Origin of the sequence: Pectobacterium brasiliense (genome assembly GCF_013449685.1) — a bacterium.
Taxonomy (GTDB): domain Bacteria; phylum Pseudomonadota; class Gammaproteobacteria; order Enterobacterales; family Enterobacteriaceae; genus Pectobacterium; species Pectobacterium brasiliense_A.
Map to the genome: position 1 here is coordinate 1 of NZ_JACDSF010000073.1, position 21,995 is coordinate 21,995.

General features: G+C 56.5%; 16 protein-coding genes. All 16 read right to left on the reverse strand.

What is annotated here, in order from left to right; all coding sequences use genetic code 11:
• Window positions 1-183: 183 nt before the first annotated feature.
• Window positions 184-1,539, reverse strand: a complete 1,356-nt coding sequence (locus tag H0248_RS20615) for a tetratricopeptide repeat protein (protein ID WP_180787306.1) — start codon at window positions 1,537-1,539, stop codon at window positions 184-186.
• A 28-nt stretch (window positions 1,540-1,567) separates the two neighbouring features.
• Window positions 1,568-3,004, reverse strand: a complete 1,437-nt coding sequence (locus H0248_RS20620; protein WP_039523242.1) for a VasL domain-containing protein — start codon at window positions 3,002-3,004, stop codon at window positions 1,568-1,570.
• 52 nt (window positions 3,005-3,056) lie between these two features.
• A complete protein-coding gene (gene tssM, locus H0248_RS20625) occupies window positions 3,057-6,554 on the reverse strand; it encodes a type VI secretion system membrane subunit TssM (RefSeq protein WP_180787307.1) in 3,498 nt (1,165 codons plus the stop codon).
• Between the two features lie 24 nt (window positions 6,555-6,578).
• Window positions 6,579-8,000, reverse strand: a complete 1,422-nt coding sequence (gene tssA, locus H0248_RS20630; protein WP_180787308.1) for a type VI secretion system protein TssA — start codon at window positions 7,998-8,000, stop codon at window positions 6,579-6,581.
• Window positions 8,001-8,011: 11 nt separating this feature from the next.
• Window positions 8,012-8,572: a type VI secretion system-associated protein VasI gene (gene vasI / locus H0248_RS20635; RefSeq protein ID WP_180787309.1), complete on the reverse strand. Its 561-nt coding sequence runs from the start codon at window positions 8,570-8,572 to the stop codon at window positions 8,012-8,014.
• Window positions 8,572-10,110 (reverse strand): sigma-54 interaction domain-containing protein, encoded by a 1,539-nt coding sequence (locus H0248_RS20640; RefSeq protein ID WP_180787310.1) that lies wholly within the window; start codon window positions 10,108-10,110, stop codon window positions 8,572-8,574. Before H0248_RS20640 ends, vasI begins: the two co-directional genes overlap by 1 nt.
• A gap of 2 nt (window positions 10,111-10,112) precedes the next feature.
• The gene (gene tssH / locus H0248_RS20645; protein WP_180787311.1) at window positions 10,113-12,710 is read right to left on the reverse strand and encodes a type VI secretion system ATPase TssH; all 2,598 of its coding nucleotides are present in this window, start codon (window positions 12,708-12,710) and stop codon (window positions 10,113-10,115) included.
• 13 nt (window positions 12,711-12,723) lie between these two features.
• Complete coding sequence (gene icmH, locus H0248_RS20650) at window positions 12,724-13,500, reverse strand: type IVB secretion system protein IcmH/DotU (protein ID WP_110164111.1); 777 nt, start codon at window positions 13,498-13,500, stop codon at window positions 12,724-12,726.
• Between the two features lie 15 nt (window positions 13,501-13,515).
• Window positions 13,516-14,853 carry a type VI secretion system baseplate subunit TssK gene (tssK, locus tag H0248_RS20655; RefSeq protein ID WP_014916353.1) on the reverse strand — a complete coding sequence of 446 codons (1,338 nt, stop codon included), beginning with the start codon at window positions 14,851-14,853 and terminating at the stop codon, window positions 13,516-13,518.
• Between the two features lie 2 nt (window positions 14,854-14,855).
• Window positions 14,856-15,377: a type VI secretion system lipoprotein TssJ gene (gene tssJ / locus H0248_RS20660; RefSeq protein ID WP_110164110.1), complete on the reverse strand. Its 522-nt coding sequence runs from the start codon at window positions 15,375-15,377 to the stop codon at window positions 14,856-14,858.
• The gene (tagH, locus tag H0248_RS20665; RefSeq protein WP_180787312.1) at window positions 15,377-16,597 is read right to left on the reverse strand and encodes a type VI secretion system-associated FHA domain protein TagH; all 1,221 of its coding nucleotides are present in this window, start codon (window positions 16,595-16,597) and stop codon (window positions 15,377-15,379) included. The genes tssJ and tagH overlap by 1 nt, the downstream gene beginning before the upstream one ends.
• Window positions 16,598-16,599: 2 nt before the next feature.
• A complete protein-coding gene (gene tssG / locus H0248_RS20670) occupies window positions 16,600-17,598 on the reverse strand; it encodes a type VI secretion system baseplate subunit TssG (RefSeq protein ID WP_014916355.1) in 999 nt (332 codons plus the stop codon).
• Complete coding sequence (tssF, locus tag H0248_RS20675; protein WP_039467471.1) at window positions 17,562-19,328, reverse strand: type VI secretion system baseplate subunit TssF; 1,767 nt, start codon at window positions 19,326-19,328, stop codon at window positions 17,562-17,564. Before tssF ends, tssG begins: the two co-directional genes overlap by 37 nt.
• 2 nt (window positions 19,329-19,330) lie before the next feature.
• Window positions 19,331-19,762: a type VI secretion system baseplate subunit TssE gene (gene tssE, locus H0248_RS20680; protein WP_005972060.1), complete on the reverse strand. Its 432-nt coding sequence runs from the start codon at window positions 19,760-19,762 to the stop codon at window positions 19,331-19,333.
• A gap of 5 nt (window positions 19,763-19,767) precedes the next feature.
• Window positions 19,768-21,246, reverse strand: coding sequence for a type VI secretion system contractile sheath large subunit (gene tssC, locus H0248_RS20685; protein ID WP_180787313.1), 1,479 nt, complete (start codon window positions 21,244-21,246; stop codon window positions 19,768-19,770).
• A gap of 118 nt (window positions 21,247-21,364) precedes the next feature.
• Window positions 21,365-21,868: a type VI secretion system contractile sheath small subunit gene (gene tssB / locus H0248_RS20690; protein ID WP_010282535.1), complete on the reverse strand. Its 504-nt coding sequence runs from the start codon at window positions 21,866-21,868 to the stop codon at window positions 21,365-21,367.
• Window positions 21,869-21,995 lie beyond the last annotated feature (127 nt).

The following is a 21,995-nucleotide window of genomic DNA, read 5'->3' on the forward strand; positions in this document are numbered from 1 at the left end:
GAAAAGAGTCATAAAAACAAAAAACGGGTGTTGCTATCACGCAACACCCGTCTGTTTATTGCCACGACTTATTTATGCGACACCGCTCCAGTCGGATCGCAACGCGCTGTCGGCTCTGCTTTAACGATTTACTCTCAGCGGTTGCTTATCCGCAAGTGAGCACTAACGAACAACCACCACGGATTACTCTGTTTTCCCCGATGACCAGTGCATCGCCAACCGCTGTCCGGCTTTGATTTCATCCGGCTGCATCGTCGCTTCCAGATCGTTACGCGCATGAATGGCTTCGCTCATTCCCTCCGTCGCTGCCATCGCGTACCAGGCGTAAGCATGAATACGATTGCGGGAGGCACCCAGCCCATCCTGACGCATCATCCCCATACGGTACTGCGCCATGCGGTTACCGTCATTCGCCGCCAGACGGTACTGCTTCATCGCCTCGACATAATCCTCTTTACCGCCTTGTCCGAGCCGTAGCATCTCGCCATAGGCCAAACGGGATTCCGTGTCTCCTGCTGATGCCGCCTTGGCATATTCTTCACGCGCACGTGCGAATTCGTTCGCTTTAAATAACCGCTCACCCAGTTCGCGCTGTGCCTGGATATAGCCTGCGGAAGAAGCCTGAACCAGATACTGTTCACGCTTTTCATGGGTTGTCTGGCTCTGGCTAAGCAAATAATCGGCCTCGCCCGATCCGCCAGACGCAGCACGCTCCAGCCAATAACGCGCTTTTTGCTCATCCCAAGGTAAGCGCTTACCTTCGCGGTATGCCTTGCCCAGCCAAAGCTGTGCTTCGGCATCACCTGATGACGCGGACTTTTGATACCAGTTCAGCGCATTTTCGCCGTCTTCGTGCCGCGCCATCCAAAGCTGCGCCTGTGCCTGACCCAGCGTCGCCGCACGGAAATACCAGCGCTCAGCCAGATCGCGCCGGATAACCACACCGTTACCCTGCTCGTAGCGCTGCGCCAACTGATACTGCGCATCCCGATTGCCGAGTTCAGCGGCTTTCAGCAGCCACGACACGGCCTCTTTTTCGCCCCCCGCATGCGTCGCGTGCCACTGGGCAACAATCAGTTGCGCGGGGGGATAACCATTTGCCGCAGAGGATTCAAATGCGTTCAGGCAGGCCGCCACCAGCTTTCCCTGATGCTGAACCTGACAGTCCATACCGAGCCGATGCCCCGCTTCGCCATTTCCCAGACGTGAGGACGTTGTCCACCACTGGCGGGCTGACGGGCTGTTCTTGGGCGCCCCCAGCCCGGCCTGATACCAGTCGCCAACCTGAAGTGCGGCGGCCGCACGCATTTCCGCATTAGCGGGAAGTTCAGACAGGCCAGATGCCTTCTGCATCCACTGCATCGCCTCGGTGTACTGCGATCGCGCGGCTAGCGTTTTTGCCAGCTGATATTGCGCCTCACCGTTTCCCCGGTTCGCCAACGCTGCGAGTTCCGTTTCAGACAGCGACGTGACCGGCGCCTGACATGACGCCAGCCAACAGGCCGACAGGACTATCACTAATTTTTTGTATTTCATCATGTGCTCAGCGTTTTTCCCTTCGCGATAATCAGCTGGCAGAATTACCCTGCTGCAAACGGTACAAGCGAACGTTGAAGGCGCGCAGTTCGTCTTCCATCGCGCGTAGCTCCGCTGGCGTCAGCGACTGGCTCCTGGTTTTACGCGCCTCAAGCTCCCGCAGCCGTATCCCAAAGGGAACGTCCGATATCAGGTCTTTTTGCATATCGTAGAGCTTTGATTTCAGGTAGGAAATCGTCACAGTCCGGCGCTGCCGCTCCAGTTCCAGCAGTTGCTGTAACGTGTCGTTGACTCTGGCACGGGCCTGTTCGTACCCGCGTGTTTTTGGTTCATCGCCCTGCTGACGCTCAAGCGCAATCTGCCACTGGCGTTCCATCTCTTTCACCGCCAGCGAGTCGGGATAGAGCTGCTGCATCACGTTTTTCAAGCCGTTGCCGTATTCATACAGATAGAACGGCGACGCATTTTTTACCTGCTCCAGCTGTGCCTGATAGCGGTTAATCAGCTCACCTTCCATGCCTTGCAATTTCTGCTCGCCCAGCGCAATACGCACCCGGCGAATGTCATTATGATCGGGGGCGGCAGGCAACGCATACGCCGGCTGTTGCAATAGCGCCAGCGCATCAGCTTTCTGTTCCTGCCAATACTGCCAGCCTGTAATGGCCGCGACAGGCAGCGCACAGGTCAGCAGCCCGGAGACAAACCAAAACCACGCGGGCTTCTGCTTTTTATGCGCCTCAATCTTCAATACCGTCGGTTTCATTTGCCCTTTCTCCCGTCCAATGAGAATACTGCCCGCAGGCAGAGCAGCCTGACCCGAGCCTGATGAACCACTGCTTTGCACCGTCGCACCCGGCTCCATGTCTGAATGAAAGAACACCATGGGTGGAATCTGCATATCCTGCTTTTTCAGTTCCTGATCGTCCGACACAATGACAATCTCGGTTTCATCAAACAAATGGGTATAGCCTTCGACGAAATGCAGCAGATTCTCGACACGAGGAATGCGGCTCAGCCCCGAGTTGTGCAGCTTTTCACTCATCAATTGCAGCGCGCGTTCGCAACGGTAAACCAGCCGCTTGTGTTCATGGCTGATGGCGTACTGCCGCACCACTTCGCTGATGCGAGCAATAAACCAGTCCAGCATCTCGATACGCGCCCGTTCCTGATGTACCGGCGGCCAGAAGTTATCCCACTGCGTCACGATCAAATTCGCCAGAAATTCACAGCTTTCCGTGAAACCCGTCAATCCCGCCAGCCGTGAACGTGCCAGCGTAAAGTAGATCGCGGTCTGGAGATCCACGCCCTGCTTTTCAAAGATGGTGGTGGCCATATCGTGCACCAGCATCCAATCCACATCAGGGCGAGACGCGTGACTCAACTTGTTAATTTCCGCCCGAAGTGCGTCAAACTCCGGCAGCATCCGTGGATCGCGGCCAACTTTCAGGGCCTGTTGTGCATCTTGCATATCACATCATCCAGCAATAGGGAGCCTGAGCAACAGGCTCCCGAGAGTTAAATTAATAAAGCGAGTCAGGCAGCGTGAACTGGCTGAACAGACCACCGGCAAACGGGTTATGGCTGGCATCGGTATACACGCGATAGGTCATCGCGCCGTTTTCCAGCGAGAAGCGCACGTCAAAGGTGTTCTCATTCACCTGAGTCAGTTGATCGCTATTGATTAAGCGGAACATCGCCCACGGCCCGCTAAAGCTCAGGCTACGCGGCGAACGCTCACGATCGTCCGGCACCAGCGTCAGCTTGCTCTCAGCCCCGTCGCGCATACTGTTTGGCCACACCAGCGGCGTTTTCTGGCGACGTCCGTGGCTGTATTCCAGCAGCTGTCCGTCCAGATTCAGCACGCTGCGGCGCTTGTTCGCCGTCAGTTCCAGCGGTTCCAGGACGAAATGCACTTCCAGGCTGCCCTGTGCATTAAACAGGGTCTGGCGGATGCGGGTAGCGCGTTCAAGCTGTTTCACTAGCTCTGCCTGCAGAGGGGATGCCATGCCTTCTTCCAGCATGCCGCTCTCCATCATCGCCTTGAGGTTGGTTTGATAGAAGCTATCCAGTGTCCCGCCAGTCATGAAGAACATTTCCATTTCCGATAGCGGCACATCCTTGTTCGATGACGGATCGAAGGGGTAACGATCCGCCAGCTTCTCATTGAATGGCGTCACGACCTTATCCAGCCATTCCTGATTCAGCGATGACATCGCCAGCCCGGTTACCAGACTCGCGCTCTCTCCGGCTAATTGTCCTACCCAGCGATCCAGCGGCGCGGGAAGGCTGCGGGCGTATTGCTGTAAGGCGAATACCGGATCGGCAAATTTATTCCCCTGCCGCGCCTGCACCGCTTTCAACGCCGCCTGTCCCGGATCGGTCGCGTTAACGATCTGATCGAGATAGTGATAGAGATCCGTCAGCTTCTGATTGACCTCTTGCACCAGCGGCCCCTGCTCACCGCGTCCACTCAGCGCCGCATTGATGGTCATAAACGGACGACCAGTACGCGTGTTAATACTCTGCGCCGTGTCGTTATCATCATCGGATAGCTTACGGATACGGGTGTTGTCACTCACCGTAGTCAGCACGCGCTGGAAAGGCTGATCGTTGCCAGTAATATCCGTGAGAATGTCGAGCGCCTGCTCCGGCGTATCGAGCGTCTGCACATCAATGTTCGCCAGCACTTTCTGCCACTGGTTGATGTAATCCGTAATGTAGCGGTCATTCACCTGACGCAGAATTTCCCGTCGATCGGCCTCGCTGAACTGCGCACGCTCGCGCTGTCCCAGCACCCAGGCGTCCAGCGCCGTCAGCTCTAACAGGGCTTTGTCCTGCTTGAGGTAATAATCGCTAAAGCCGGGATACGTCAGCAGCCGAGGCACGCTTCCCGCTTTGTCATTACGCAGAGAAAACACCGGGTCAAAGGTCGGCCCGACTTCGTCACGAATCGCTAAATCCGGCGGCAGCACCTGCGTCGCCTTCATCACCAGACTCTGGTAAACGCGCTGATACATCGGCAGCTTGCTCAGTTCCTGCTGGGCCAGCGTAATCGGTCCATTAAATGGCGCGAACGTGCTGATCGCTACCGCGTCTTTCTGCTCACGCGCCTTGTGCCAGTCGGTGTGCTCAAGGGCGTAATCCAGATGCTGCATCAGCTGTTCCTGCACATTGCCCTGTCCGGGAAATGCCTTCTGCCAGCGCTGCGCCATAAACTGTTCGACCAGCGCTTTATTGCGCCCTGACGCATCATCCAGCATCCGCATCACGCGCAGAATGGTCAGCTTTTGCTCGCTATTGGCCGGTGCCTGATTCAGATCTTCCAGCAGCCCTTGCATCACCGCCGGGAGAAAGCGCTGATTCAGCATTTGCAGATAGGTGCCTTCAACATGAGGCCCAATCTTGTCGCCCTGATACAGGCCAAGATCGGCCAGCAGCGGCGTGCGCTCATGGTAATTACCAAAGGATAAGGTCGCATCGCGAATCAAATTCAGACGCGGCAACTGCTGATAGCCGTAACCCTGCTGGCCTTCCAGCTCATTGGTGCCAATGAACGCCTGCGCTTTCGTCAGGACGTTACGTCCCGCCTCTTCATTGACCCGATAGAAATGGTGCCAGCTGCCAATCAGCGCCAGACTGGCGAGCAGCATGCAGCCCACGCCGATACTCAGCCGACGTCGGCGATAGAGGCTATGCAGCCGGTTTTCCCCCGCCAGACTGGCCTCTGGGAAAATGACGTCAGGGAAGAGACGCTGCACAAAGAACGTATTGGATTCACCGCGCAGCGCAGGGTTAATCGGCTCTGGCAGTTGATAGCGGCGGGAAGCCGATTGCGCAAAGGCATCGAACGGCACCCCTTGTTGGTAGACAGAACTGACGTAGACGCCGCGGATCAGGAACGCGCGATCCTCGCCCGTCGCTAACGTTTCCGTCAGCACGTCCATCACGTAGTCTTTCACCCCAGCCAGTTGGCGAACGAACGAGAACAGCGAATTGCGCACGCTTCTGTCGGATTGCGTCAGCAGCATGTCCGGCAGGTTGTCATTCAGATGCGTGACCCACTCGTCCCAGAAGCGCTCCAGCTCTTCTAACCAGCCTTTGCTGTTGCTCGCCTGCGGCGTAAACGTCACCCCTAATACGGCCTGACGCGCCTCGCGGTTCAACTGACGATAGACCTTATCGAAGCCACTCAGCATATCCAGCCGGGTCAACGCGATATACACCGGTAAGCGTGTATTGATGTTGACGGAAATCTCCTGCAAGCGGGCGCGCATCACCTGCGCGTAAGCTTTGCGATCGGCGACGCCAGCCTGTGCCAGCCAGGAAATATCCAGCGTGAGCACCAGACCGTTGAGCGGCTGGCGGCGGCGGTTTTCACTGAGCCACTGCAACAGGTGCTGCCACAGTCGAGCATGACGCTGTCCGAGCGAATCCCCTTCCAGCTCAGGCTGGGCAAGTAGCTGTCCGCTTGGGTCCCAAATCACCGCGGATTCGCCGACCCAGCTACTCACCTGCTGGCCTGCCGCCACGTCTCTCAGCTCCGCATCCAGCTTCGGATTCATTTTGTTTGCCGGATTAGCGCGATGGATCAGGCTACTTTTCCCGCTGCCAGCCAGACCAATCGTCAGATACCAAGGCATCGCGTACAGCGCGCGTTTACCCAACTGGGTCTGGAACGCCTCCAGCCAGCGATCGAGAAACGTCTGCTGGCTGTCGACAAACACCTGCAAGGGATCCTGTTCAATCACCTGCTGTTCATGACGCTCCGCCCGCATCTGCTGTACGCGACGCCAGACCAGCCAGGCGCTGTAGGAAAACGCCAGCCACAGCCAAACCAGCGTGAACACCACGCGGCTCCAGATTCCCTGCAACGGACGCGACTCGCCCACCGTCAAACGCGGCCCCAGCCACCAGGCCAGAATCAACACGACGACCCACAGCAGCACGCCCAAAAGTAACCAGGAGGGTTTCAGTTTAGGTAACTGCTTGCGTAGAAAGGTTATGATTGTTTTAAACATAAGTGACCATTCACTCCGAATGTCTTATTTTTTGCGGGATGCCGCCAACCGCTCCACGCGGCTGACCAGTCCCGGTTCCCATTGCATCAGGCCCAATTGTTGGCTTTCCTGCCACATGTGCTGATAGTGCTGTGCTGCCAGTGATTTCATCCCTTCTTCGGCGAGTAAATCCGCCAGCACCAACTCGGCATAAAAGCGGTCGCGTGGTTCTTTCAGACGGCGCATACGTTCATCCAGTAACTGCATCGCCGCCCCAATCCCTTTCTCGTCCCGGCAGGCCGCTGCCTCCGTTGCCAGATCGTCCTGTCGCGCCCCGCCGCCGCGAACGGGCTGGCTGGACTGCAACCACTGGCTACACTTCCCAGTCAAAAAGGGGGCGCCATCGCTGAACGCCAGTTCACGCAGCTCCGGCAAGCGCTGAATAAACGTCGAAAGCTCCTCGGCAATCGCCGTCGCGACGGCGGTATGCCCCAGCCGTGACGCCACCGAAGCGGACAGCATGTGGCCATCAAACCAGTAAGGTGCCAGCACCAGACTTTGTTCTATGCGTTCCCACAGCGCCAAATCGGCCTGAGCCAGCGCACTTTGGTATTCATCCACGCGATCTGACGAGACGGGTGCCAGTTGGGTTTTATTCCCTTTGGACGACATCGGCGGTGTGGCAATGCCAGACCAGATAGCGTGGCGGCGCAGACGGTAGCCCATCGGTGAATCGGGATGACGTTCAACCAGCAGCGCTGCGACGTTCAGCTGCGTTTGCCGCCAGCCGCGTTCATCGGATGAATTAATTTCCACCGAACTGACGGGCGTCGAGGCCGCGCTGGCGCTGGTTTCACTCCCGCCCGCGCCTCCACTACTGCTGGCTGCCGGAGTCGGTTTTGCCGTCTGATTCGCCTGTTCCTGCGCCTGCTGTCGCTGTCTGGCGCGCTTAACGCCTTGCACCAGTTCATCCATCAGCGCCGCTTTGTCGCTGGCCAGTTCGCCCCAACGGGTCGCCACCTGCTCCGTTAACTGCTGTAATTGCTCCAGCTCTGCGCTGGATGCACTTTCTGCAATACGGGGCAGCGCGCTCTCAAAACGCCGAACAATCTGGATCATCAGCTTCTGTTTCTGAACCGGACTGGCAGGCCACGCGGGCCCCCAGTAACTTTCCAGCCAGCTGTCCAGCAGCATCAGGGCCGTAGAAAACGGTGTCGCTTTGGCAGGGTGCTGCAAGCAGCGCAATAGCTGCACCAGTACCCGCATGTCTTTGGTTTTGCTTTCCAGCAAGGTCAGGCAGTAACCCGCCACCACGTTAAGATCGACCTGGTTATGCGCCAGCGACCCCAGCTTGACCAGTTCCGTCTCAACCTTTTCCCAGAGCGGATCGTCCGGCAATACCGCCGCGCGCAACATCTCATCCGGCAACGAGGTTTGCAGGCGTTTACACCAGGGATGTGCATGCATGAACGCCTCCTTTACCAGTGACACTGCTGACGCAGTGGCGCTAATGCGTCGCCCAGCCCGGCGAGTTCGATACGCAGCGCGTGACCGTCTGCACCGTTAAGCACCAGTTCGCGATGCCCAATCCAGCGCTTTAACGCATCAATCGCGGGCAGGCCGCGTCCCGACTCCAACAGCAGACCGCGATTGCGGATAAACCAGCTGTCGGACACCGTCACGCCATCTAGCTGGGATGTGACGGACTCACCTGCCCAGGGTTCGCTAAGCGTTAAACGCAAGTGCGTAATATTGCTGGCGCAGCTGATCACCAGCGTATTGCCATCAGCCAGCACGCGCGTGAGCGTCATATCGCCGCTGTCGGCTTCACGTCCCAGTTGAAACATTCCGCCCGTCGCGGCGTTATCACGCTGCGGGGACAGCATGCCGCTGCGTTCCGCTTCCCGTCCCAGCGCGTCATAACAGGCCAGTCGGAGTTCTGAAGTCGTCTCATTGCGGCACTGTTTCCATAACGACTGCCAGGCAGGATCGGGCGTCGCAGCGGTTGCCAACAATAGGGGTGCCATCGTCAGAAACATCAATTTACCTCCAGCTTCTGGCATTTGTGGTCGAGAGTGCGTTTAGGGATATTGAGGCTATCCGCCACCAGCAGGCGGTTGCCCTGAAACTGGCGTAGACGTGCCTCAATGACAGCCGCTTCATAGCGCTGTGTGGCAATACGCAAATCGTGGATGTGCTGATAGCGATCCTGTTCTTCAGCCGTGTTGCTGGTCAGCCGCTCGCGCAGTTCCGGCGGCAGCGATGCCAGCGACAGCGCCTCACCGTCCGGCGTATGCGCACAGGCGACTTCCAGCAGATTGCGCAGTTCGCGCACATTGCCGGGAAAGTCATACGCCACCAGTTGGCGCAGGAAAGCGCGGTTCAATGGCCCAACGTGCTTTTGCTGTTTATCTGCAAATTGACCGATGAAGTGCTCGCACAGCAGACGAATATCGTCCGGCCGCTCGCGTAGCGGGGCGACCTGCAACAGGCACTGGCAAAGGCGATGATAGAGATCCTGCCGAAATACGCCGTCAGACACCTGCTGCTCCAGCGGCTGATGGGTCGCAGCAATCAGGCGGAAATCGGAGTGCACCTCTTTCTCCGCACCGAGGGGACGGAAGCTATGCGTTTCCAGCACCCTTAACAGCTTGGCCTGCATGGACTGCGGCATATCGCCGACTTCATCCAGAAACAGGGTTCCGCCGTTAGCCTGCTCGACCAGACCAATCTTGTTGCTTTGTGCGCCGGAGAACGCGCCTTTCTGATAGCCAAATAGCTCGCTTTCAATCAGGTTTTCCGGGATTGCAGCGCAGTTGATGGCAATAAAAGGTTTGTCGGCACGCTCGGAACATTGATGCAGCAGACGCGCCACCACATCTTTTCCTGACCCGGTTTCACCCTGAATCAGCACCGCAAGACGGTGTTTTGCTGCCTGATAAATCTGTTGGTGCAGCGCTTTAATCACGGTGGACTGCCCCACCAGCGTCGTTTCCACCCGCTTTTCCTGCTCGCGACGGCTTTGCCCTTCATCCTTAATCTGGCGAAGTGAATCTCTCAGCGCGACCTGCTCCCGCCGCGTATGCGCCAGCTCACGCAGCAGCATAAGCTGACGGCAAAACACCTGCGCCAGCCTCTCGCACTCGCCGTGCTGATGCAGCGTTTGCAGGCGCGTCGGCGTATCCAACAGCGCCAGCACCGCCAGCGGTTTACCGCTCTCCGACAGCAGCGGTAGCGCATGCAGCCCGCAGTTCGTCCCGACAGAAACCAGCATCTGCCGAAATTCACGGTGCTCAATGCGGGCACCGCCATAGAGAGAATCCCAGGTTCGCGCCTGATTCTTATGCAGCGCATAAGCCAGCGGGTGGCTAAAGTCATCCACGCCCAGATTCAGCGCCACCGGCGTTTCATGCACTCGCCCCTGGCAGGTCAGTTGCCTGCCGCTGACATCCACCATACCCAGTAGCATCCCTTGAGGCTGCCAGGCGGCCTGCATCGTCTCCAGCAGCCAGTCGCACAGACCAGCCTCGTCATGCTGTCGGGTGAGTGCAAGCGCCAGTTCGAGGGCATGTTGCATACTCAGCCCTCAACCTCAGTCTGGAACTGGCCGGCTTCGACGCGGAAATGAATACGGCCGACAGGCTCACCCGCAGACATACGTTGCAGCAGCTGTAGCGAAACCGGTGGCAGCAAGGCGCCATCAATCACCGATTCGAGCATACGCGCGCCGTTTTCGCTGCGATTCGCCAACCGCAGAATCTCTTCCGGCACCTCGTTCTCAATAATGACTTCCGCTCCAAAGCGCTGTTGCAGCAGAGACACCAGACGCGACAGTTTGCCTTGTACGATCTCAACCATGGTGTCATGCGCCAGCGGCAGATAAGGGATGACTTCCATACGCGCCAAAAGTGCGGGTTTGAAGAACGCTGCCAGCTCAGGGTAAAGCGCATCCAGCAACACATCTGACTGCTCGGCGTAGTTCACAATCGTCTGGAACCCGAGGTTGGACGTCAGGAAGAACACCACGTTGCGGCAGTCGATCACCCGGCCTTCGCCATCGGCGAGTTCACCTTTATCAAACGCCTGATAGAACAGGTTCAGGACGTCTGGGTGCGCCTTCTCCACTTCATCCAGCAGCACCACGGAATACGGCTTCTGGCGGATGGCTTCGGTTAACACACCGCCTTCACCAAACCCGACATAGCCCGGTGGTGAACCGATCAGGCGTGAAACCGTATGTTTTTCCTGATATTCCGACATATTGATGGTGGTCAGATAGTTGCGTCCACCAAACATCAGATCGGCAATCTGGAGCACGGTTTCCGTTTTACCCACGCCGCTCGGCCCGACCAGCAGGAAAGCCCCCAGCGGACGCCCCGGACGACGAAGATCCGCACGCGCCGTCAGCAGGTGTTTATGCAATTGAGCAATCGCTAGCTGCTGTCCTTTAATTAAATCCCCCAGGAATTCAGGCAGGCGGGTGACGACATCCATTTCACTCTGTGAAATGCGGTTCAGCGGCACGCCCGTCCACTCGGCAATAACGGCCGCAATCTGCGTTTTATCAACGTGAGGAGAGACCAGTACCGAGGACTGTTGCAGCGCTTCCAGCGCCTGTTCGCAGGCCGCCAGTTCCGCCGCGGCTGACACCGCATCAAAATCGACAGACTGCTCTTCATCCAGCAGCGCCGTACGCAGTTCAATCACGCGCTGAACCTGTGTTTTTTGCTGCTGCCAGTCGGCTTCCAGCTGTGCCAGCTGTACCGCACCGGTTTCGCGGGCATCACGCAGTTCAGCTAGCCGTTCTTCGGTATTGCCCAGACCAATACGCGCCTGACGCTCAAGCTGAGTGATTTCCATCTCCTGCTGATGCAGGCGGGTTTGTAGCTGGCTGACCGCACGCGGTGGCGTCGTCAGGTTAATCGCCACGCGCGCGCTGGCCGTATCCAGCACGTCAATGGCCTTATCGGGCAGTTGGCGACCGGAGATATAGCGGGCCGACAGCTGTGCCGCCGCCTGAAGCGCATCTTCATCAATCAGAACGCCGTGCGCTTTTTCATAGATACCGCGCAGCCCACGCAGGATAACCGTGGCTTCTTCCGCATTCGGTTCACCGACTTTGACGAGCTGGAAACGGCGGGAAAGCGCCGCGTCCTTCTCGACGTATTTTTTGTATTCGCTCCAGGTCGTGGCCGCGATGGTGCGCAGTTCACCGCGTGCCAGTGCAGGCTTGAGCAGGTTGGAAACGTCCAGCCCGCCCGCCTGATTGCCCGCCCCGATGAGCGTATGCGCTTCATCGATAAACAGAATGATAGGGCGCGGTGAATCTTTCACTTCCTGCATCACGCCTTTGAAGCGTTTCTCAAATTCGCCTTTCACCGAGGCACCGGCCTGCATCGCCCCCAGATCGAGCGTGAGCAGCTCCACATCCCGCAGTCTTTCCGGCACGGCACCGGCCACGATACGCAGCGCCAGCCCTTCGATCAGCGCACTTTTACCGACGCCCGCTTCCCCGACCACAATCGGGTTGTTTTTACGACGGCGGGAGAGAATGTCGATCATCAGATCGATTTCATGGTCGCGGCACAGCACCGGATCCAGTTGCCCCTGCCGGGCGGATTCCGTCACGTTTTGGGTATAGCGAGAGAGCTGCGTGTTCGCCGCAGCAGCCTGTTCGGCCGTGGCGGACTGCACCGCGACCTCCGTTTCCACCGAATCCTTCACCCACTCATCAAACTGCTGGCGTAAAAGCTCACGGTTAATCTGCGCCAGCGGGCGGGATACCGCGCCTGCCACATAGCGATTGGGCGTCAGCAGCAGGACCAGCAGCAAGATACCGCTGCGCAGGCGTGAATGTTGGAATTCAGCTGAGGCCAGCAGCCAGCTATCCTGTAACCACTCCACCAGCAGTGGGGAGAATGAGGGATAGCCCGCATCAAACTCTTTATCCATGGAGGAAGGCAACAGCAGCGAAGACAGCTCATCCGCATCCACGCCCGCACGCTTGAGGATCTGGCGTACATCGCACAGTGGCGTTTCCAGCATTTTCAGCAACAGGTGTTCAATACGGATTTCCGCACCCTGATGTTGAATACAGAGTGCCGCCGCTTCTTCCAGCATATGACGGCACACGGGGTTGAGTCGTTCAACCAGTGTCGGCAGTTCAATTCGAATCACGGTGTAGCTCCTGTTATTGTAATAATTCTCCCAGCTGACGCAGTACGTCCTGGGTTTGATGAGTTAGCTGATAGCGGTACAGGCCGAAGGCGGCCACCAAGACCACACACACGCCGACAAATAGCGTGCGTAATGACACCTGTCTGCGCAGTTGGTAGCGCGAGGCTTGCTGCCCTAGATTCAGATGGAAGACCGTCGGCGAATTCGCGGGTTCAGGACGCAGGGTGTCATGTAGCTTGTTCACGACGCGGTTCAGTTCTTCACGCCCCTGCGTCATCACCCGATAGCGCCCTTCAAAACCCAGACAGAGGCAGAGGTAGATAAACTCCAGAATGTCGCGATAGCGGGTAGGGTCGTCCAGCAGCTTCTCCAGCAGGACAAACACCTTTTCGCCTCCCCAGGTCTCATTGTGAAAACGGGTCAGCAGAGAATGGGCCGACCACATGCTTTGGCCGCCCCACTCCCGTCCCATCACGGCTTCATCAATGAAAGTGCAGAGGATGTAGCGGAACGACAAGATCACGCCGTTTTCGTAGCCATGAGAGTGTAATTCCTGCTCGATAGCCTGAATTTCAGATACCACGCGCTGATACAGATCTTCCACGCCCTCATAGGCAGAGAGCTGGCGCACCCGCTCTACCATGCCCAGCAGCGGCGTGACCGCATCCACCATCGGATTAATGCTTTGTCCACGCAGGCGGAACCAGTAGTCAGAGTCCATATCCATTTGTCGGGCATGGTCAAAAAGAAGATCGCCCAGTTGATCGTTTTTAATCACTTCGATGCTCATCTTTTCCTCTCCTTACTACTGCCCACGGATAGCCCAAAGCTGCATATCCAGTTCCGGGAATTCGCCAGCAATGTGGAACGCCAGCGTGTTGCCAGATACCAGCACCTGCCAGGCGGGGCTTTGTCTATCCAGTTGGAAATAGCTGTAGCCCGCGTGATAAGGCAGCTGACGCGGCGCAACCGGCAGCGGCAGCAGCGGGATACCCGGCAATTGCAGGCTGATCAGTTCGCGGATCTTCTCGCTGGAGGCGATCTTCGTTTGTTGCAGCAGCTGTTTACGCAGATGCTCCTGCGGCATACGCGCACGCACCGCCAGGACAAACTCGGCGCTGGCCATCAATTCCGCATCGCCAACCATCGCCACCATCACGCCATACGGCTGTTTCTTCAGTTGGATGGAGACGGCGCGCGGCGACAGCACGGTGCTCAGCGCCTGACGCAACGACATCATCAGCGGCTCAAAGCTGGCCTGCTGGTGTTCGTGACGATAGGCGGGGAATTCTGGCGGCAGACGCGACTCATCGGTAAACGTCATCAGCTCGCCGCACAGTTCAACCAGCGTTTCGTGCAGGCGTTCGGGGTGCAACGTGCCAAGACGCGCCAGATGCGACAGTTTGGGCTGTGCGCGGTTAAGCAATTGCAGCATCATAAATTCAGCCACGTCCGCGACGCCCTGCTGCCCCGGGGCGGCAATGCGCTGCGCCAGACTGCGTGCGCGTTCTGCCACTAAACCGGCGGATTCCCCCAAAAAACGTTTTAAGGTGGGGATCGCGGTGACGCTGATGCTGCACGGCATAAAGTTAGGATCCAGAATCAAGCCGCCGTCAGGGCGCTTATCCAGAATGTTGGCAATCGCCAGCGAGGCATAGGCGCTGCGATCGTCACGATCGAGCATCAGGCGCAGGCTGACTTTACCGACCTCCAGAGAAACGATGTCGCCGCCGTCGCTGTGCAGATCGCGCACGTCATGCCGATGCGATTGCAGGCGGCTGGCGATCCCCTGTCCCGGTTGGCCGACTTCACTAACGCCATTCACCGCCAGCGGCAACGCCAGATACACTTTCTGGTTTGCCAGCGCGACGTCGGTAATCTCCAACGGCAGCGGCAGAGCGTCATCACCCGGAATATTGAACACGGTGCCGTCAGGCATCACCCCGCTGGCGTTAACCAGCGCGATGCGGCCAAAATTGAGGTATTCCTCATTAATCGCCAGCGACTGCAAGCCATAGAAATAGTCACTGAGGGCGCTGAGACGCGCGTGCAGTGCGTAATCGGTGTGTCTTTGCTGTTGTTGAAAATGCTGCGGTTTAATGAACAGACCTTCCCGCCAGATAATGCGATTGCGACTCGACATAGTTATTCTTCTTCTTGGTCTTTTTTGATTTCGACTTCATCCCTGCGCAGGTGCACGAGGATCTGATACGTCTGCCCGGTATTCTTTAGCTTGATGACTTTGCGCCACTCTGCGCTTTCCGAATCCGCATAGCGCGCCACCACGCCGAGGTAGTGCACTTTTTCATCCAGCGCTTCGGGCGGCAGATACTTGAACTGCCCCGGTAACAACGTGTAGTCCTGATGATTGATGTAATTCTTGGCTAATGCCTTTTCGATATCCGTCGTGATTTGGTCGTAATCGGTGGCTAACAGACGCGAATCCTCCGCCAACAGCACCAGTTGGAATTCGATAGGCGCGGCTTCACCGCTGTCATTCGGGTTAACGTCCGGTTCCGCCAGCAGGCTAAATCCCACGGTAGAAGGCTGATGATTATTACTGCCTACCTGAATGTCGGGATTCGCCGCCACCTGCGCCATCTTGCCCAGCGTGGAACACCCCGACAGTAGGAACATCAGGGAACATAAGCACAGAGCCCGCAGCATTATTTTTGCTCCTGCTGTTGACGCACGGAACGGTCATACGCTTGCGCATACACCTGATGGAACAGTTTCTGGAAGCCCTGCTGGCGCGGCGACGTTAATTCACGGTAGTAGTGTTGATACATCTGCCACGCCCAGCCGTCATCGGCCGCCAGTGGTTCGCCGCTGCGACGATAGTGCTCAAAGCGGCTGAGCAGCGCGGCTGGCGAGAAGGCCTGAAGAATATTTTCCAACGCTACGGCAATCGCTTGCTGGTTCGCGATGTGATGCACCCGCACATTGTTCAACACCTCTTCCACGGCAGCGGGCGCAGACAGGTGAACCGGGCTTTTTCCTTCGGCAAACAGTACCGACAGCGTATCCGCATAGCCTAGTCCCAGACGCAGCGGGTTATCTTCAATCGGGCGTAAATGCGTGTCCGCCATGGCCGCCTGTTCCGTCTGCAATGCCAGCAGGCCTTCCACCATCGCGCGCAGGCTTTTCCCCATTTCTTCCAGCATTTCGCGCAGTCGTGCATCATCACCCGGCTGAAGCGACAGCCCCAGCCCGCGCATCAGCGGTGCCAGTGAGGTGCCATCGCTGTAGCCCTCCAGCCCTTCTCCCGCGTACGGTGTGTTGATGGTCGGTAATTCCACAAATTTCTGATCCATGGTGTCCTCAGCAGAAGAAAAAGAAGAAAGAGAGGTCGTGAGCGATGCGCCGGCCGTCTCACTGTCTGATGGCAAGAGTGGCTGGCTCTGCTCTTTCTGTAGTGCCCACAGCGGGTCATTCAGCACCACCGTGGGATCGACCAGATCCGTTGAGCGCTTTTTTTTATCTTCCGTTAACCAGTCACCCAGCACATCGACCGTGCCCTGCCCTAATACCTGATCGATATCCTGTTCCGTGGTGGGATCGCCGATATAAACGCCCAACCGGAAAGGCCCGATAACTAGCTCATCGCCGTGCGACAAAATGACTTTGCGATCGCGCCCAATCGGCGACAGCGATCCGTTAATAAAAGACTGACCGCTCAGATCGCACAGGCTGAAATAGCCGTCGGTCATGTCGATACGGGCGTGCTCCGGCACGACGGAGCCCAGCCGATCCCGCAGTTGCCACTGGTCTTTTTCCGACGCGCCCAGCGTGCCACCACGGTGATCGAACTGGTGCTGCACCTGAGAATTGATATCGAGCTGCTCACTGTTGAGCACAACCAACGTGAGTGGATGGGTTACGTTCACATTTACTCCTGCACACAAATCGTCACATAGGGATCCGCGGGCGGCTGCCCGAGAAAGCTGCTCCATCCCAACCGGCTGCTTTGCTCACTGCCCAGACTTAAGCCCTTGGCTTCGCCTTCGGCAAAACCCAGACGCAGATCCCAGGCCAACTGATCGCGAAGAATGAAAGAGACAAAACGCACCAGCGGCTGAAAATGCTCGCCGTTGGGCAAGAAGCTGAGAAAGCGGCTAAAGCTGAGATTGCCGACCTTGAGCAAAAACTTGCCGGCGCAGTCATTCACTTTGTCGCCGATAACAAAATCACCGCCCAACATCATGTTTCCTTTGCCCAGGCGGTTCTGCTGCCCTTCGTGAATGGGCACGCGACGGTGCTGCCAGGCCAGGACAGCCACGTCATCCAGGTCAAAACAGTGAATAACCAAACCCGCGACCACTTCCGGGGAGCGGCTGGGGCTGGCAAGCACCCCGGCGTAGGAAAGCATCTTGGCGCGGTTAACCGGCAGGCTGTCGCGTACGGCGTCATTCCCTAACCCCACCAGCGCAAACATCAGGCGGGAGAATCCATCCTCACCCTCATTTTGAAAGCGGACGTGATAGCGGTATTTGCGCCATGCGCGGTGCAGCAGCGTGAGTAAGCGGTGATGAAAGAAGTCGAGAAACACGCCCAGCTTCTGTTCGCCCTGCGCGTATTCCCAGGCCAGCTCTTCGAGGTAATAACCGGGCATCGGTGACTGACTGCCGTGCAGGCCAAGAAACGCGACTTCCAGCTCCTGACGGCCATCTTCATCACGTCCCACCTGCAAAATATCGCTCGGGTGAAAACCGATGGAGGCCGTAGAGCGAAAGCGCAGGCGTTCCTGTTCAGGGCGGAAATCCAGCTCTTGTTCCAGATCCACGCCTTCCAGCTGGTTAAGTAACTCCACCAACTGGAAAAAATTAAAGCGTGAGACATCCTGACGGAACGTCACATCATTGAGTGTTGACCTATCTGTACCGGCCATCGGTAGCGCTCCTTGTTATCGATGTTGACCACTTCCAACAGGTGGAAAGCGTTGACGCTGGCGTATAGCGAGAAGAAGTGCGCCAGCACCGTACTAAACAGATAGAGTTCTCCTTCACTGGAAAACGCGGATTGCCGTACTGACAGGATGGATTTCAAGCCGCGAACCGGCATCCCCTGTACCAGACGATCGATAGGCGTGGTTTCGATAGATTCGATCCCTGCCAGACGCTTACGCGAGGCCTGTTCCGCCTGCTTGTCGTGCAGCGCCGGGAAATCATAAGTACGCAGGATTTGCACCAGCGCATCGCGCCGCAGCAGCGACACATAGTTCAGAGACAGGTTGGAGATCAGCGTCCAATGCAGGCTGCCATCCATGGCAGGCCGCAGCGGTCGCGTCGGCCGTACCAGATTACGAAACGTCGCGAAAGACGGCGAATTGCCGGTTGGCACGCAGATCGACCCAACAGGCAATTTCGCCGCACGCGATCGGTTGGTACAGGTCAGCGTTACCGAGATGGATTCATCCAAATCAATCACTTCCTGCTCATCACCACGCACAAAAGAGAGCATGTGATCAAACCCGTTGCCATTGACCGCTTCTCTTACCCGAATACGGTAATAGAGCGCGAGCCGTCCTTTGGCACGTTCGATTTGGTGCTGAAAGCTCTCAAACGGCTGATAGGTGCGTGGAATTCCCCGAGCACGGCCTGAATTCCCTTCAACCCAGCCTTCAACCTTATCCACAGAGAAGATTTCAAAACTATCGGCGTTGCGGTAGCTGGCTTTCAGCGGGTAATCCGTCTGGCGTCCGCTGAGGTTGATCGGCTCGCTATCATGCTGGAAGAGATTGATTGCCGGCACGCAGTTGAGCATGAACGAATCAGGACGGATCTTAAGCTCCGCCGGCAGCGGGCGGTCAAAGCAAAAATGCAGACGGAATTCCGTTACCGTCAGCGGGAGCTCCGGCCATACCGCGTCCGCGAGTTGGAAAAAGAGAAAACTTTCAGGAAAACAAAAGTATTCCTGCAGGATACGGTAGCCGGAATAGACATTGCCGGGGTATGGCAATAGCGCATCTTCCCGCTCAAAGCCGACCGTCTTCAGCACGCTGGCTTCCTGACGGAAGCGCTGACCATCGACTTCCAGCTCAATGTGCGACAGTTGGCTGGCAATCCAGAAATAGAGTTCGTAGGCCGTATAGGTATCACCGCCCAGATAAAAGCGCAGCTTGTCGAGTTGTAGATCGCTTAACGATAGCGGGCCATGCAGCCCAATATCCAGCGTGATGGTGGAAAGATCGTTGCCGCTCTGTACCTTGATCTCACGGATATCCGCTGGATAAATCCAGGCGTCGTGGCAGGTCTGAAAATGGCACACCACATCATCAATCGGCAGACTATCAAGCTCACAGCCGCGTTCAACAAACGCGGGCTGGGCAATCGCGCCGGGGAGTACCGAAAACTGCATAATCGTCATACTCGGTACGGGGCGCAGGTAATTAGGCCACAGCATGCCCAGCAGACCGTGTGTCAGTTCCGGAAATTCATCCTCGATCTTCGCCCGCAGGCTCCCTGTCAAAAAGGCGAACCCTTCCAGCAGACGCTCGACGTCTGGATCCGTGGTTTGTTCTGACAAAAATCGGGTAAGCTCAGGGTGCGCCTTGGCGAATTCACGCCCTTGCAGGCGCAAGTAGGTCAGCTCATCCCTGAAAAAATGTTCCAGTGACATAATCAGATCATTCTGTAGTGGCGGTGGCTATCCATATGGATATTGAAAGAGGCAACCTGCTCCAGATCTTCCAATCTGACCCGGGCGGTAACCTGAAACGACATCTCCATCGGATTCGATAAATAGTCCGATGTGTCGACATCCACATGAACAATTCGCGGTTCAAAGCGACAGATACACTGTCGGATCGCCTCCCGGATTTTCCCTCGAATGTCCGCCCCACCCTGCGTCGCGTCATTAAAATCAATCACGCCAAGCTCAGGTGCGCTGCGGCAATTTCCGGGCCGGGTGTTGAGCACATTGTCCAATTGACGCTTAACGGACTCGATCAGTGCTTCAACTTCCGTTTCAGGGGAGGAGCGACGCTCCTCCCCACGGATACGATCAAACAGACTTGCCGCGTTTCCCCTTTCCCAGGCAGAAAGAGACGGCATAAGTCTTATTCCTTATCCAAACGTCCTACCAGCGACAGCTCAAAGTTCGCCCCCATGTACTTGAAGTGCGGGCGCACAGACATGGTGACCTGATACCAACCTGGTTCTCCTTCTACATCCAGCACTTTGATTTGTGCGGCACGCAGAGGACGACGGCTACGAACATCTGCCGGTGGGTTTTCCTGATCGGCGATGTACTGTTTAATCCAGGTATTCAACTCACGCTCAAGATCCTGACGCTCTTTCCATGAGCCAATCTGTTCACGCTGTAGCACTTTGATGTAGTGCGCCAGACGGTTGATGATGAACATGTACGGCAGTTGCGTACCCAGCTTGTAGTTGGTTTCCGCTTCTTTACCTTCTTTGGTGTTTGGGAACACCTTCGGCTTCTGCACCGAGTTAGCCGAGAAGAAGGCCGCGTTGTCGCTGTCTTTACGCATCGTCAGCGTGATAAAGCCTTCTTCGGCCATTTCATATTCGCGACGATCGGTGATCAGGACTTCAGTCGGGATCTTGGCCTGAAGTTGGCCCATGGCTTCATACACATGCACAGGAAGGTCGGTAATCGCACCGCCGCTCTGCGGGCCAATGATGTTCGGACACCAGCGGTATTTCGCGAAGCTGTCCGTCAACGCCGTTCCCATCAGATAGGCGGTGTTGCCCCACAGATAGTGTTCGTGATTGGTACTGATATCTTCCTTGTAGTTGAAGCCCTTAATCGGGTTCTCTACTGGGTCATAAGGCAGGCGAGCCAGGAAGCGCGGTGCCGTCAGCCCCAGATAACGAGCATCTTCAGATTCACGCAGTAAACGCCATTTCGTGTAGGCCGGGCCTTCGAAAACGGATTTCAGATCTTTGATGGAAGGCAGATCGGTGAAGCGATCCACGCCAAAGAAGGTCGGTGCAACGGACGAGATGAACGGCGCATGCGCCATCGCCCCCACGGCGCTGACATACTGCATCAGCTTGATATCTGGTGAACTTTGCGTCAGCGCATAGTCACCGATTACGCCACCGATAGGCTGACCACCAAACTGGCCGTAGCCGCTGGAATACACGTGCTTATAGAAGCCAGACTGTGAGATTTCAGGAGCGAATTCGAAATCTTCCAACAGCTCTTCTTTCGTCGCATGCAACACCAGTAATTTGATGTTTTCACGGAAATCGGTGCGATCAACCAGCAGTTTCATCGAACGCCAGGAAGATTCCAGTTCCTGTAATTCTTTCGCATGCAGAATAACGTCAATCTGCTTGCTGAGCTTTTTGTCCAGTTCGACGATCATGCTATCGACCAGCGCTTTGTTCACGGGTTCTGCTGCATTACCGCTATCAAGAATGTTAGCGACCAGCGCGGCAATACCCTGTTTAGCCACGCTGTAGCCTTCATCAACCGGGCTGATACGCGCTTGAGCCATGATGTCATCAAGCAGCGATCCAGAAGCACTGGCGGCTCCTACCTGAACCTGTTCTTCAACTATTGACATATTCGTTTCCCTATTTCGTCAATATACTCGTCATACTTCAAGCTGCATGTGCGTTGGCTGCGTTCACTCACCCGAATCACTTACNNGCAACTCGAATTATTTAGTGTATGAACATCAATTATTCGGCGGGTTTGACCAGATCGAGCTCTTTCAAAAGCTGCTCTCTGGCTTCTTCGCTGGACAACAGATCCTGCAAACGATTACGGAATGAGGGAATATTTCCGAGGGGGCCTTTCAGCGCCACCAGCGCTTCACGTAAATCAAGCAGCTTACGTAATTCAGGCACCTGTTGGGCAATGCGGTCAGGGGAGAAATCATTCAGACCGCCGATGCTCAGTTTCACTGGCAGGTCGTCCTGGCTTTCTTCTTCAAGGCGGTTTGGCACACTGAAATTCAATTCCAGATTTGCTTCTTTCATCACTGAGGTAAAGTTGTTCTTATCGATCGATACGGTCTGACGTTCTTCGATCGGCGTTTCCTCTGTGCGCCCTTTCATATTTCCCACGATCATCAGCGTCAACGGCAATTCTATTTCCGCCTGCTGACCACCAGTGGCCGGAACATATTTGATATTAATACGTTCCTTTGGTGCGACAGATGCACCATCAGTTCCTTTTGCCATGTGTCTATACCAACGTAAGGGCACTCGGGCCCGGAGAAGTAAAGTCGATTCCTACCAAAAGCCCGCCATAATCCATAAGAACGGCAGCAATTCGGCAAACAAATATCCCCGTCATACTTCAAGTTGC

What these genes read in the sequence shown, in the direction of transcription:
- tssM (WP_180787307.1), bottom strand. Translation starts at nt 6,554, where the DNA reads ATGTTTAAAACAATCATAACCTTTCTACGCAAGCAGTTACCTAAACTG.
- H0248_RS20620 (WP_039523242.1), bottom strand. Translation starts at nt 3,004, where the DNA reads ATGCAAGATGCACAACAGGCCCTGAAAGTTGGCCGCGATCCACGGATG.
- icmH (WP_110164111.1), bottom strand. Translation starts at nt 13,500, where the DNA reads ATGAGCATCGAAGTGATTAAAAACGATCAACTGGGCGATCTTCTTTTT.
- tssG (WP_014916355.1), bottom strand. Translation starts at nt 17,598, where the DNA reads ATGGCCGGTACAGATAGGTCAACACTCAATGATGTGACGTTCCGTCAG.
- H0248_RS20615 (WP_180787306.1), bottom strand. Translation starts at nt 1,539, where the DNA reads ATGATGAAATACAAAAAATTAGTGATAGTCCTGTCGGCCTGTTGGCTG.
- tssE (WP_005972060.1), bottom strand. Translation starts at nt 19,762, where the DNA reads ATGCCGTCTCTTTCTGCCTGGGAAAGGGGAAACGCGGCAAGTCTGTTT.
- vasI (WP_180787309.1), bottom strand. Translation starts at nt 8,572, where the DNA reads ATGTTTCTGACGATGGCACCCCTATTGTTGGCAACCGCTGCGACGCCC.
- tssB (WP_010282535.1), bottom strand. Translation starts at nt 21,868, where the DNA reads ATGGCAAAAGGAACTGATGGTGCATCTGTCGCACCAAAGGAACGTATT.
- H0248_RS20640 (WP_180787310.1), bottom strand. Translation starts at nt 10,110, where the DNA reads ATGCAACATGCCCTCGAACTGGCGCTTGCACTCACCCGACAGCATGAC.
- tssJ (WP_110164110.1), bottom strand. Translation starts at nt 15,377, where the DNA reads ATGCTGCGGGCTCTGTGCTTATGTTCCCTGATGTTCCTACTGTCGGGG.
- tssK (WP_014916353.1), bottom strand. Translation starts at nt 14,853, where the DNA reads ATGTCGAGTCGCAATCGCATTATCTGGCGGGAAGGTCTGTTCATTAAA.
- tssC (WP_180787313.1), bottom strand. Translation starts at nt 21,246, where the DNA reads ATGTCAATAGTTGAAGAACAGGTTCAGGTAGGAGCCGCCAGTGCTTCT.
- tssA (WP_180787308.1), bottom strand. Translation starts at nt 8,000, where the DNA reads ATGCATGCACATCCCTGGTGTAAACGCCTGCAAACCTCGTTGCCGGAT.
- tssF (WP_039467471.1), bottom strand. Translation starts at nt 19,328, where the DNA reads ATGTCACTGGAACATTTTTTCAGGGATGAGCTGACCTACTTGCGCCTG.